We start from the raw sequence: 11,933 nt of genomic DNA on the forward strand, positions 1-11,933 counted from the left end.
CGGGCCGCCCCCGGTGGGCCGGCCCGCGCGACGTGGGTGGGTCCGGTCAGGCGAGCTTGGCCGTCAGCGTGATGGGCGTGGCCTTGAGGGCCTGGCTGACCGGGCAGCCGACCTTGGCCTCCTCGGCGGCGGCCAGGAAGGCCTCCTCGTCCATGCCGGGGACGGTGCCCTCGACCGTGAGGTGGATGCCGGTGATGCCCTCACCGGGCTGGAAGGTGACGTCGGCGGAGGTCACCAGCTTGGTCGGCGGGGTGCCGGCCTTGTCGAGGATGTTGGAGAAGGCCATCGAGAAGCAGCTGGAGTGGGCTGCGGCGATCAGCTCCTCCGGGCTGGTCTTCCCGCCGGGCTCCTCGGTGCGGGCCGCCCAGCTGACCGGCTGCTCGCTGAGGATGCCGGAGGAGTCGAAGGTGACGACACCGTTGCCCTTGAAGAGGTTGCCTTCCCAGACGGTGTGTGCGGAGCGCGTGGCTGCCATGACGCATCCTTTCGAAAAATGTCCGGCTGTATGTGTCTTCAGTGGTCCAAGGGGCCCGTTGCCGGGTCCTTGTCCCCATCCGATCACACTACGGCTCAACTCACGCGGAAGACCGGGCCCCTGGCGGTGAACGGCAGCCGCGCTCCGGCCGGGATCAGGTAGGCGTGCTCGCGCCGCACGCGCAGGGTGTCGCACCAGCCGTCGGTGATGACCAGGACGGGCGCGCCCGGCGGGAAGTCGTCGGCGCGGTGCAGCAGGTCGATCCCGGGTTGCAGGACGGTGCCGCCGCGCCCGTGCACCCGCACCCGTCCGGCGATCTCCGTCACCGGCAGATAGCCCGCGTCGTGCGGCGCGGCGTCGCAGAACACGACCCGGGCGGCCGGTACGTCACGGGCCTCCGCGTAGGAGGCGATCGCGCCCAGCGCCTTGCCGAGCAGGTCGCGGCCCATCGAGCCGGAGGTGTCCAGGACCACGCCGAAGGTGCAGCGGGCGACCTCCTCGGGCGGGAAGTACCGCCCGGCGCGCGGGATGTCGGGCGTGGCCGCCTGGCGCCGCGCGGGGCGGGCGTAGGACCGGACGGGCTCGGGGCGGGGCACGAACTCGTCGAACCAGCGCGCCAGGCGTGCGTCCCAGGGCAGCGGCGGGTGGCTCAGCGCGCGGATCTCCTCGACCAGGCCGCCGGGCAGGAAGCCGCGCTCCTGCCGCTGGTGCAGGTCGAGGCCCTGGGCGAGGCCGCGGCGGTAGAACGCGTCGAGGTCGACGTAGTCGCGGGGTGAGCCGAGCGGGCCGCCGAGGATGTCGCCCACGCCCTTGCCGCGCAGGGTGGCCAGGCGGCGCTTGCGGCGCAGGTCGCCGGCGATGCGGTCGTAGACCTCCTCCGCGGAGAGCCCGGCGAGTCCCGGGTCGTACAGCAGCCCCTCGGGCATGGTGCCGACCTCCATCTCGGTCAGCCAGCCGTTGATCACGTAGTCGCAGGCGACGTTGAACAGGTAGGGGTCGCGGGTGCCGCAGCGGTCGCCGTGGCGCAGGGCGGCGTGCAGCATCTCGTGGGCGAGGACGAACCGCCACTCCTCGTCCTCGAAACCGCGCAGGGGGTTGATGTAGATCTCGCCCGCCTCGGCGTCGACCGCCGCGATCGCGATGCCGTGGGCACGGGCGAGTTCGGCGTCGGCGACCAGCTTGATGCCGGCCGCGATGCCGCCGAGCAGCGGGTAGGAGGAGATGAACCAGCTCAGCGCCCGCTGCCAGGGGCGCGGCCGGGGGACCTCGCCGTCCAGGCTGTCGCGGCGGCCGCCGGCCATGTCCATCGCGGCGGACACCGTCCGGGTCAGGGCGGTGGCGAAGGCCAGCTGCCAGTCGGGCGGCCGGGACCAGCCCGTCCACGGCACCAGCACCTGGTCGGGCTCGTCGCCCGCCGTGCCGCAGCGCTCGTAGACCGGGGGCAGTCCGTCGCGCCGCCAGCGGGCGGCGAGCTGCTCCTCGTCGCCGTCCGGGTAGGCGGCGGGCAGGTGCTCGGGGGTCTCGCCGACGGTGAAGCCGAGCAGGAAGCGGTTGACGACGACGCAGCGCGCGGCGAGGTCGAAGCGGTCGGGCTGGACGCGCTCCCCCTTGGCCGCGGGGACGTGCCCGAAGCCGAGGTGGAGGACGGCGTGGGCGAGCGCCCAGGCCCAGGCGGCGGGCTCGGCGAGCCGGTCGGGCTGCGCGTGCAGGTCGCCGTCGGAGTCGACGGCGACGAGCCCGTCGCGGGGCGCGAAGCGGCATTCCTCCCCGCGGCAGACGTCGAACTCCACGGCCGCGAGAGCCGGGTTGGTCTTCATCAGGCGCATGCCCTCGGCGAACGCCTCCCCCGCGAGGTCCCGCTTCTTCTTGCGCCGGTCCTTGCCGGGGCCACGGCTCACCGCCGCGCCTCCACCAGCCGGGGCATGTCGCGCGCCGCCTCGACGAGGAACCAGGAGGGCAGCACGGGGTTGCCGTCGGTGTCGGAGGCGATGACGGTCTGGGCGACCTCGACGGAGATCTCGGCGAGCTGCACCAGCAGCGACTTGGCGCGGTAGGCGGTCTGCCGGCCGTTGGCCGACATGTGCTCCTTGCTGACGGGCAGTTCCTTGACCAGACGGCCGCGGAAGGAGTCGGCGAGGTAGTAGAGCAGGTCGCGGTCCTCCGGGCGGTTGGGCCAGCGCGCGTCGCCCTTGATGATGGCCTCGATGCCGTACCGGCTGCGCACGACCTTGACGTAGCCGCAGAACGCCTGGGCGTGCGCGGGCGTCAGCGTGCCGTGCGCGAGCACCCGCAGCGTCTCCTCGTCGAGGTCGCGGCCGAAGGAGTGCAGGGCGTCGGAGAGCATGTGCCAGGAGCGGGGCGTGGAGAACGGCTCCTCCGTCTTGGGCGGCTTGGACCACAGGTGGTCGGGCCGGTCGGTGAGGTGGTCCGCGATCCAGGGGTGGATGCCGTTGCTCCCGGCCCAGGTCAGCCAGTCCTTGGCGGAGGCCTCCAGGTGCACGTGGGTGAGCCGGTTGACCAGCGCCGAGGCGATGGGCCGCGCGAGCGCGTTGTCGGTGGCGCGGTTGCCTGCGCCGATGACGATGGAGCCCTTGGGCAGCTCGTAGGCGCCGATCCGGCGGTCCAGGATCAGCGAGTAGAACGCCTTCTGCACGTCGGGCGTGGCGGCGTTGAGCTCGTCGAGGAAGAGGCAGTAGGGCTCGTCGCGGGCGATCGCCTCGGGCGGGCAGAACACCGAGCGGCCGTCGCGGATCTGCGGGACGCCCATCAGGTCCTCGGCGGCGAGCTGGGTGCCCAGCAGGCTCACGCACGGCAGGCCCAGCGACTCGGCGAAGTTCCGCACCAGGGAGGACTTCCCGATGCCGGGGGCGCCCCAGACGAAGACCGGCCGCACGGTGGCGAGGCCGAGCAGCAGGTCGGGGAGGCGGGCGGGCGTGACGGTGACGGCTGCCTGCAAGGCAGGGGCTCCTTGGGAGGTGGGAAGGGGACGAGCCCCACCAGTGTGTGAGGACGGCCGCGCGAACGCAGCCGAATTTCGGGGCGGCGCGCTCCTCGCCCGGGAACGCGGCCGCATGTCAGGCGGCGCGCTCCTCGCTCGGCTCCAGCGGCACCTGCGGTCCGTTCGACTCGCGCAGCCAGCGGCCGAGGACGTGGTGGACGTGCTCGGCGCCGATGAGTTCCGCCCCGTCCTCCACCGGCGCGGACAGCACGAGCGGCGACAGCAGGAACGGTTTGCTCTGGGCCCCGCCGAGGCCGCCGTGCGAGCCGATCTGCTCCTCGAAGGCGAGGACTTCGCCGTCGGCCGGGTCGTGGAAGGAGTTCACCATGATGTCGGCGGTGTGCGGGAAGGTGTGCGTACGGCGTACCGCTTCGACGGCGCCCGGGCCGAACGGGGCAAGCGGGCCGGGGTCTTCGTCGAGGCCGGCCAGCGGGATCTCCGCCCCGTACGCGCCGAGGACGACACCGCCGTGCCGGTCGCTGCGGACCAGCAGGAAGCCGATGCCGGGGTGGTTGGCGAGGGTCGGCAGCAGCGCGGGGTGGCGGGCGTCGATCTCCTCCTTGCTCATCCGGTGCGTGACGTCCGGGAAGGAGACCAGGCCGAGGTTGCCGGAGGCCAGCACGATCGGTTCCGAGCGGCGCGCGGGGCGGTGCCGCTCGTCGCCCTCCTCGACCGGGATGCGCAGGGCGGCGCGCACGGCCGTGCGGGCCTCCGCGCCGCTGCGGGTGCGCTCCGCGCGGCGCGGCACGGGCAGTCCGCAGCCGGCCCGCACCAGGTCGCCGAGGGTGAGGCCGTAGCGGGAGCGGAACGTCTCGCCGGGGCTCTGGCCGTGGTCGGACAGCACGACGATCCGGTACGGGCGCGGGGCGTGCTCGGCGACGTTCTCGATCAGCGCGAGGGAGCGGTCGAGGCGTTCGAGGACCTTCTGCGCGTCGCGGCTCGCCGGGCCGGAGTGGTGGGCGACCTCGTCGTAGGCCACCAGGTCGGCGTAGACGGCGGTGCGGCCGGCGAGCATGTCGCCCATCACGGCGGCCACCACGACGTCCCGCTCGACGACGGTCGCGAAGGCGCGGATGAACGGGTAGAGGCCGCCGCGGGAGACGCGCGGGCGCTGCTTGCGCAGTCTCGCCCGGGTGGACTGGCCGATCTCCCGGCCCACCTCGGCGATGAAGGACAGCGCCGTGCGCACGGCGTTGGCCGGGTCGGAGAAATAGGCGAAGTAGCCCGCCCGGGAGCGGTTCTCGCGGCTGCGGCGGCGGGTGGCGATCGACAGCACGAGGGCCTGCTGCTCGGCGCCGCCGCTGAACAGGTTGCCGCGGGAGGCGCCGTCGACGCTGAGCAGACCGTCGTGCCCCGCGTATCCGACGGCACGCCGCTGGAGTTCGGCGGCGCTGGTCGGGCGGTTGCAGACGACGACCTCGCGGGTGTCCTTCTCGTACCAGCGGAACGCGGGGACGTCGTGGTTGCTGCCGTGCAGGATGCCGAGCTGACTGGCGCCGGTCTGGCTGGACCAGTCGGTGCGCCAGGGGGTGAGGCGGTGGGTGGGGCGGCCGCCGGGGCCCGGGTCGAGCCAGCGGGCGACGGTGGGCATCAGGCCCTTGCCGACAGCGTCCAGCAGGGTGTCGTGGCCGACGCCGTCGAGTTGCAGGAAGACCGTGCCGGGGCCGGACGGGCAGGGCGGTGTGGACCGGCGGCGGCGGTCGGAGAGGCGGTACAGCCGGCGGCGGTAGGCGTCGTCGTCGCGCACGGCGAGGGCGGCGCCGGTCGCCGACGCGACGGCCGACATCACGGCGGCGACCACCACGGCGGTCTCCGGGGCGGCGGCGCCGCGCTCGGCGGGGTTCAGGCGCAGGGCGAGCGTGAGCAGCGCGCCGTTGAGGAAGAACACCAGCAGCCCGAGCACGAGCGCCGGGACGAGGAGCAGGAGCCGCACCAGCAGCGGCCACACCAGGGCCGACAGCAGGCCGAAGGCGCCGGCGCCGAAGGCCGCCGTGACGGCGATGTCGGTCGCGCTGTCGCCGTCGGCCGACCGGAGCCGGAAGTCCGGGAGGATCCCGGCGAGCACGAGCATGGTGACGGTGGAGACCGCCCACACGGCGACGCTCCGCCCCACCTGACTGGCAACCCGCCGCCACCGCACGTCCAGCCACCTCACGTCCCGGCCCGTCCCGACCGCGGGCCCTCACCCACAGTGTCTCAACGCCCCGGCGGTGCCTTTCCGTGCCTCGAGTGTCCTTCGAGCCGGAGTCGCCCCGCTCAGCGGCCGTCGTAGCCCGCCGTCGGCATCGAGAGCCTGCGGTGCACGCACGCCTTCATCGCCGCGTCGTACGCCGGCTCCGCGTGCCCCACCGTCTCGACCCGTACCCCGCGTCGCGCGCACTCCGCGGTGAACTGCTCGACGGACGCGAGCGCGCTCTCCAGTACCCGCCGGCTGGGTGCCACGAACAGGTCGAGGCCGGGGCGGACGCCGTCCCACAGCGCGCCGTGGTCGGGGCGCAGCCCCCGCACCAGCAACTCCCGGCTGACCACGTAGCCCCGCTCGGCGGCCCAGCGGGCGCACATCGCGTGCTGGCTGCGGGAGTCGACCAGGAACGGATCGTCGTCCAGCTCCTCCAGCGGCGTCAGACTCGCGATCGCCGTGACCCGGACCGGCACCATGGCGTCCCCCCTCACCTCCGGTTTCGCCGCCGACCCTACTCCTGCACGTAGGCTTCGGGGAGTCGCGCGAAGGAGGCAAAGAAGTGCCGGTGGAGATCACCTGGTGGGGTCACGCCACTTGCACGGTCGAGGACTCGAACGTACGCGTACTCACCGACCCCTTGTTCGCGCGCCGGCTCGCGCACCTGCGCCGCCGGCGCGGGGACCTGCCGCCGTCCGGCGCCCGGCAGGCGGACGTGGCGCTGGTCTCCCATCTGCACGCCGACCACCTGCACGTGCCCTCGCTGATGGGGCTCGCGCCGGGCACGCGCCTGCTCGTGCCCCGGGGCGCACGCCGAGCCGTGCCCGGTCTGCGCCGGCTCGCGCATCTGCGGGTGAGCGAGGTGGCGCCCGGGGACGAGACACCGGTCGGCGACGTCGTCGTACGGGCGGTGCCGGCGCGGCACGACGGGCGGCGGCTGCCGCTCGGGCCGCACCGCTCCCCCGCTCTCGGCTACGTCATCGACGGTGAGGCGCGGACGTACTTCGCCGGGGACACCGGGCTGTTCGACGAGATGGCCAAGGAGGTCGGGCCGGTCGAGGTGGCGCTGCTGCCGGTGGGCGGCTGGGGGCCGTACCTGGGCGAGGGGCACCTGGACGCGGGCCGGGCGGCGGAGGCGCTGGCGCGGCTGGCGCCGAGCAGTGCGGTGCCGGTGCACTACGGCACGTACTGGCCGATCGGGATGGACGCCGTGCGCCCCCATGAGTTCCATGCGCCGGGGGATGAGTTCGTACGGCTGGCGGCCCGGCGTGCGCCGGGCGTGGCGGTGCACCGGCTGGGGCACGGGGAGAGTGTGCGCCTGGAGGTCGCGCGGTGACCTGGTCCGCGCCCCTGGCGCAGGCCGGCGTGCCCCTGCTGGCGGCGTCGGCCGTCACCCCGGCGTCCGTGGTGCCGGAGTCCACGCAGCAGGCGATCGGGTATCCGACGCTCTTTCTGCTCGTGCTCCTCGGGGCGTTGGTGCCGGTCATCCCGACCGGGGCGCTGGTGAGTTCGGCGGCGGTGGTCGCGTTCCACCAGACGGCGCCGTTCTCGCTGGCGATGGTGTTCGTGACGGCGTCGCTGGCGGCGTTCCTGGGCGATGCGGCGCTGTACTGGCTGGGGCGGCGCGGGCTGAAGTCGAGGAACGGGTCGCGGTGGCTGGAGGCGATCCGGGCGCGGGCGCCGGAGGACCGGCTGGCGCAGGCGCAGGGGAAACTGGCCGCGCACGGGGTCGCCGTGCTGGTGCTGTCCCGGCTGGTGCCGGCCGGGCGCATTCCGGTGATGCTGGCCTGTCTGCTGGCGAAGTGGCCCATGCGGCGGTTCGCCCGGGGGAACTTCCCGGCCTGTCTGGCCTGGGCCGTGACGTACCAGCTGATCGGGATCCTCGGGGGGTCGTTGTTCGACGAGCCGTGGGAGGGTGTGGTGGCGGCGATCGCGCTGACCCTGGTGATCAGCGCGGTGCCGGGGGTGGTGCGCCGCGTGCGCAGTTCGCCGCGCTCCTAGCACGCTCCTAGCTGGTTTCCAGCACCCTGGAAGCGCCCACCGGCATGTCCCAGAGGTTCTCCCGGGGCAGGCCCGTCTTCTCCCAGGCCGCTCGGACCCGGGTGAGGGGTTCGAGGACGGGTTCGGCGGAGAGGACGAACGTCGCCCAGTGCATGGGGGCCATGCGGGCCGCTCCCAGGTCCTGGGCGGCCCGGACCGCTTCCTCCGGGTCGCAGTGGACGTCCCTGAGCCACCAGCGGGGGTCGTAGGCGCCGATGGGGAGGAGGGCGAGGTCGATGCCGGGGTAGCGGCGGCCGATGCGGGAGAACCAGTGGCCGTAGCCCGTGTCGCCCGCGAAGTATACGCGTCGGCCGTCCCGGTCGGTGAGGACCCAGCCGCCCCAGAGGCTGTGGCAGGTGTCGGTGAGGGTGCGCTTGGACCAGTGGTGGGACGGGACGAAGTCGAAGCGGACGCCGTCCAGTTCGGCCGCCTCCCACCAGTCGAGCTCCGTCACGCGCGTGAAGCGGCGGCGGTGGAACCAGCCGGCGAGGCCGGCCGGCACGAACACCGGGGTGTCGCGCGGGAGGCGGCGCAGGGTGGGGGCGTCCAGGTGGTCGTAGTGGTTGTGGCTGATGACGACGGCGTCGACGCGGGGCAGGTCCTCCCAGGGGACGCCCACGGGGGTGATCCGGGCCGGGGTGCCGAGGATGCGGCGGGACCAGACCGGGTCGGTGAGGACGGTCAGTCCGCCGATCCGCAGGATCCAACTGGCGTGTCCCGCCCAGGTGACGGCGACCGTGCGGGCGTCGACGCGGGGCAGGGGGGCCGGGGCGTAGGGCAGCAGGGGGATGTCGGCGAGGCCCTCCGGGCCGGGTCTCACGGCGCCCTCGCGGGCGAAGCGGGCCATGGCCTTGAGGCCGGGGAGCGGGGCGGTCAGCCGGTCGTGGAAGGTGCGCGGCCACACTCTCCGCTCGGCCAGCGGCCGGGGTTCGGCCAGGGGCGGGTACGGGGGCGCGAGGGGGGACGGGAGGGCGGGGCCGTCGGCTTCCCGGGTGGTCGTGCTCGTGGTCGACTCGGACTGCTGCGTCATCGAGGAGGCTCCCATCGCTGAGCTTCGTCGCGGAGATCGTCGAAGACCGACTTCAGGTGGATCAACGCGCGGTGCACGTGCGGCAGTTCCAACGGCGTGGGTGAGGTGAGGCATTCCGCGCGTTCCGTGTCGGAGCCGGCCACCAGCGCGCCGGTGGAGAGCCGCACGCGCGGGGCTTCGAGGTCGTCGCCGAAGCGGTGGCCGCCCGGCGCGGGCATGCCGAGCCGGGCGGAGAGGAAGTCCTCCAGTTCCTGTGCGTCGCCGACGCCGTGCGCGCTCAGCGCGGGGCGCAGCGGGGAGAGGTCGACGTACAGATGGCGGCCGGCCCGGGGCGGCCGGGCGAGGGCGCCCGCGCCGACCACGGTGGCGTGCGCCTCGGCCGCCAAGCGCGCGTGCAGGCGCACGGCGGCGGCCACGCGCGCGGCCACCGGCTCCGGTTCCGCCAGCGCGTGGCCCGCCGCCGCGGCGACGGGGGCGGCGACCCGGGCGTCGAGGGCGGTGAGGACGTCGAGCACGCGCGCGTGGAGGCCGTCGGCGTCCTCGCCGGCCGGGAAGCGGGCCACGGCGGCGGGCCAGCCGGGCGGGAGCAGGGCACCGGCCAGGTCGGTGACGACGGTGACCCGGTCGGGCAGCATCTCGGCGGGGCTGAGCAGCACGGTGTCGTGCGGGTCGTGCAGGGTGTCGCGCCAGGTCTCGTCGCTGACCAGGTGCAGGCCCTCCCCTTGGGCGGCCTCGACGGTCTCGTGCAGCAGCTCCGGCGGGGCGACGGTCGCGGTGGGGTCGTCGGCGACGGACAGCACGAGCAGGCGCGGGTCGCCGCCCTCGGCGCGGACCCGGCGCACCGTCTCCAGCAGGGCGTACGGGTCCGGGACGCCGCCGCTCTCCGGCGGGGTCGGCACATGGAAGGAAGGGCGTCCCAGCAGGCGCGCGTACGGCGCCCACCAGGCGGCGCAGGGTCGCGGGACGAGGACGTCGCCGCCGAGGGCGGCGGTCAGCGCGAGCAGCAGGGCGGGCGCGCCGGGGCCGGCGGCCACGCGGCCGGGGTCGCAGTGCAGGCCGCGCCGGTCCCAGTAGCCGCAGGCGGCCTCCCGCAGGGCCGGGCCGCCGCCGACCGGCTCGTGGTCGCCGCGGGAGGCCGCGGCGGCGAGCACCGCGGACAGCTCCGGCAGCACCGGCAGCCCGTCCTCGGGGAGCGGCGGCCCGAAGCGGACGGGGCCGTGGCCTACCGGGTCCGTCCGCCGCATCCGTACCTCCGCAGTGCCTGGTGCCGCCGTGTCCTGTCGCCTTCGGCGCGTCCGCCGTCCGCTGCCCGGTGCTCCGTACGGTGCGACTCGTGCCCTAGGCCACTGAGTACCCAGGGTGCCGCCGCCCCATGGGCACCCGGCCGGGTCGTGACGGTCACAGCATGAGTGGGCCGGGCCGGGGAAGCGGGGGGCGTGCGGGGCGCCGGTGCGCGCCGGGGTCAGCGGTGCATGTCGGTCTCGCGGTTGCGCAGCCGGTGCACGGCGGCGCCGAACGCGCCCGCGATCAGCACCCCGCCCGCGACCAGGGCGGGCACGGAGTCGGTGAAGGCACCGCCGTCACCGGCCCGTACCCCGCGCCGGACGACCGCCGCACCGCAGTCGGTGTGGTGCGGTCCGGGGTGCTGCGGGTCGCTGTGGTGCTGGTCGGGGCGCTGCGGGTCGTGGTGGTGCGGGTCGTGGTGGTGCTCGCCGTGGTGCGGGGGCTCGGGGCAGGGGTGGTGCGGGGGCTTGTGGGTGGGCCGGTGGGACGGCTTGTGGGGACCGGAACCGTGGGCCACGGTGAACGTCGCGCTCCACTCCTTGCCCTCCCCGCCGGGCGCGGCCGGGCAGGTCCCGTCCACGGTCCACGCGGAGTCCTCGCCCCCGGCGTCGGGATCGCCCTCGAAGTTCTCGGCGGAGGCGATCCTGGCCGTGCCGCGGTAGGCCGGGCCGGACACCTCGTCGTCGTTGCCGGTGACCCGGCGCAGCGGGACGGTCCCCTCGTCGAAGGCCTGCGAGGTGGCGTCGATGGTGTCCGGGGGCGGTCCGCCGGTCGGGTCGCAGCTGACCGAGACGGTGAGCGTGCCCCCGGGCTCGACGGTGGCGGGAGCGACCTCGGCGGCGGGTTCGGCGAGGACGGCCGGTGCGGAGCCCGCCAGGGCGGCCCCGGTGAGGACGGCGACGGACAGGGCGTGGAGGGTGCGGCGCATGGAGGGGACTCCTTCGGGCGACGGCAGAATGCCCCTCTGCCATGACAGCCAGCCCGGTACGGCGCCGCGCGCGGCCAAGACCCATTTGCGGGACAGTGCCACACGACCGGGTGAATCGGAGCGACCCAGGAGCGCGGGGAACTGCGCGACCAGCCACGGACGACCCGCACCCGCACCATCGCGGGAACCCCTACGGCGCTACGCCACGTCCCGCATGACCTGCTCCCGCACCCGCCCGCAGCACCGGCTGATCAGCCGGGACACGTGCATCTGGGAGATCCCCAGCTCCTCGGCGATCCGGCTCTGCGTCATGTCGGAGAAGAACCGCATGTACAGGATCGCCCGCTCCCGCTCCGGCAGCGCCGCCAGCCGCGACTTCACGGCCTCCCGGTCCACCACCGTGTCCAGCGCCGGGTCCACCGACCCCAGCGCGTCGCTCAGCGAGTACCCGTCGTCGCTGCCGGGCAGCTCCGCGTCCAGGGACAGCGCCGTGAAGCTCTCCAGCGCCTCCAGGCCCACCTGGACGTCCTCCTCGCTCATCTTGGCGTGCGCGGCGATCTCGGCCACCGTCGGCCTGCGGCCCGAGATGGTCTGGGACAGGTCCTGGGAGGCGAAGCGCACGCGGTTGCGCAGGTCCTGGACGCGGCGGGGTACGTGCAGGGTCCACATGTGGTCGCGGAAGTGCCGCTTGATCTCGCCGGTGATGGTCGGCACGGCGTAGCTCTCGAACGCGTTGCCGCGCGCCGGATCGTACCGGTCGACGGCCTTGACCAGGCCGAGGGCCGCGACCTGCCGCAGGTCCTCGAAGCTCTCGCCGCGGCTGCGGAAGCGTCCGGCGAGGCGGTCCGCCATGGGCAGCCAGGCCTCGACGATCTCGTCGCGCAGCGCGTCACGCTCCGGGCCGGCGGGCATCGAGGTGAGCCTGCGGAAGGCCTCGGCAGTGTCGGGGGCGTCGTCGTGCGGGTGCTGCTTCGCGCTGGTTCGGGTCGGCATGATGCG

The 11,933-nt window shown here is 74.6% G+C and carries 11 protein-coding genes; 2 read left to right on the forward strand and 9 right to left on the reverse strand.

Annotated features, from left to right (window positions below; all coding sequences use genetic code 11):
• Positions 1 to 46: 46 nt before the first annotated feature.
• The 5 genes from ABZ948_RS25630 to ABZ948_RS25650 all read right to left on the reverse strand — a co-directional run bounded on the left by ABZ948_RS25630 (position 47) and on the right by ABZ948_RS25650 (position 6,131).
• On the reverse strand, positions 47 to 475 hold the full coding sequence (locus ABZ948_RS25630) for an OsmC family peroxiredoxin (RefSeq protein ID WP_031118182.1): 429 nt from the start codon (positions 473 to 475) through the stop codon (positions 47 to 49).
• Positions 476 to 570: 95 nt separating this feature from the next.
• On the reverse strand, positions 571 to 2,301 hold the full coding sequence (locus ABZ948_RS25635; protein WP_435857600.1) for a vWA domain-containing protein: 1,731 nt from the start codon (positions 2,299 to 2,301) through the stop codon (positions 571 to 573).
• Positions 2,302 to 2,369: 68 nt separating this feature from the next.
• Entirely contained in the window at positions 2,370 to 3,431 is a 1,062-nt protein-coding gene (locus tag ABZ948_RS25640; RefSeq protein ID WP_359763244.1) for an ATP-binding protein, read from the reverse strand.
• 118 nt (positions 3,432 to 3,549) lie between these two features.
• Positions 3,550 to 5,568: a phage holin family protein gene (locus ABZ948_RS25645; protein ID WP_359763246.1), complete on the reverse strand. Its 2,019-nt coding sequence runs from the start codon at positions 5,566 to 5,568 to the stop codon at positions 3,550 to 3,552.
• 161 nt (positions 5,569 to 5,729) lie between these two features.
• Positions 5,730 to 6,131, reverse strand: coding sequence for a hypothetical protein (locus tag ABZ948_RS25650; protein ID WP_031118186.1), 402 nt, complete (start codon positions 6,129 to 6,131; stop codon positions 5,730 to 5,732).
• An 83-nt stretch (positions 6,132 to 6,214) separates the two neighbouring features.
• Between ABZ948_RS25650 and ABZ948_RS25655 the strand changes: the two genes are divergently transcribed.
• Positions 6,215 to 6,988 (forward strand): MBL fold metallo-hydrolase, encoded by a 774-nt coding sequence (locus ABZ948_RS25655; protein ID WP_359763249.1) that lies wholly within the window; start codon positions 6,215 to 6,217, stop codon positions 6,986 to 6,988.
• Positions 6,989 to 7,017: 29 nt separating this feature from the next.
• Positions 7,018 to 7,653 (forward strand): DedA family protein, encoded by a 636-nt coding sequence (locus tag ABZ948_RS25660; protein ID WP_359763350.1) that lies wholly within the window; start codon positions 7,018 to 7,020, stop codon positions 7,651 to 7,653.
• Between the two features lie 7 nt (positions 7,654 to 7,660).
• Here ABZ948_RS25660 and ABZ948_RS25665 read toward each other — a convergent pair whose 3' ends face one another.
• The 4 genes from ABZ948_RS25665 to ABZ948_RS25680 form a co-directional block, all read right to left on the reverse strand.
• Positions 7,661 to 8,722 (reverse strand): MBL fold metallo-hydrolase, encoded by a 1,062-nt coding sequence (locus tag ABZ948_RS25665; RefSeq protein ID WP_359763251.1) that lies wholly within the window; start codon positions 8,720 to 8,722, stop codon positions 7,661 to 7,663.
• Positions 8,719 to 9,966: an aminotransferase class I/II-fold pyridoxal phosphate-dependent enzyme gene (locus ABZ948_RS25670; RefSeq protein ID WP_359763253.1), complete on the reverse strand. Its 1,248-nt coding sequence runs from the start codon at positions 9,964 to 9,966 to the stop codon at positions 8,719 to 8,721. The genes ABZ948_RS25665 and ABZ948_RS25670 overlap by 4 nt, the downstream gene beginning before the upstream one ends.
• Positions 9,967 to 10,184: 218 nt before the next feature.
• Entirely contained in the window at positions 10,185 to 10,934 is a 750-nt protein-coding gene (locus tag ABZ948_RS25675) for a hypothetical protein (protein ID WP_359763255.1), read from the reverse strand.
• 198 nt (positions 10,935 to 11,132) lie between these two features.
• Positions 11,133 to 11,927: an RNA polymerase sigma factor SigF gene (locus ABZ948_RS25680; RefSeq protein WP_359763256.1), complete on the reverse strand. Its 795-nt coding sequence runs from the start codon at positions 11,925 to 11,927 to the stop codon at positions 11,133 to 11,135.
• Between the last annotated feature and the right edge of the window lie 6 nt (positions 11,928 to 11,933).

It is taken from the genome of Streptomyces olindensis (assembly GCF_040645895.1).
Lineage (GTDB): Bacteria > Actinomycetota > Actinomycetes > Streptomycetales > Streptomycetaceae > Streptomyces > Streptomyces olindensis.

Excerpts from the sequence above, each read along its gene's own strand:
- ABZ948_RS25630 (WP_031118182.1), bottom strand. The coding sequence starts at position 475 with ATGGCAGCCACGCGCTCCGCACACACCGTCTGGGAAGGCAACCTCTTC.
- ABZ948_RS25635 (WP_435857600.1), bottom strand. The coding sequence starts at position 2,301 with ATGCGCCTGATGAAGACCAACCCGGCTCTCGCGGCCGTGGAGTTCGAC.
- ABZ948_RS25650 (WP_031118186.1), bottom strand. The coding sequence starts at position 6,131 with ATGGTGCCGGTCCGGGTCACGGCGATCGCGAGTCTGACGCCGCTGGAG.
- ABZ948_RS25665 (WP_359763251.1), bottom strand. The coding sequence starts at position 8,722 with ATGACGCAGCAGTCCGAGTCGACCACGAGCACGACCACCCGGGAAGCC.
- ABZ948_RS25670 (WP_359763253.1), bottom strand. The coding sequence starts at position 9,966 with ATGCGGCGGACGGACCCGGTAGGCCACGGCCCCGTCCGCTTCGGGCCG.
- ABZ948_RS25675 (WP_359763255.1), bottom strand. The coding sequence starts at position 10,934 with ATGCGCCGCACCCTCCACGCCCTGTCCGTCGCCGTCCTCACCGGGGCC.
- ABZ948_RS25680 (WP_359763256.1), bottom strand. The coding sequence starts at position 11,927 with ATGCCGACCCGAACCAGCGCGAAGCAGCACCCGCACGACGACGCCCCC.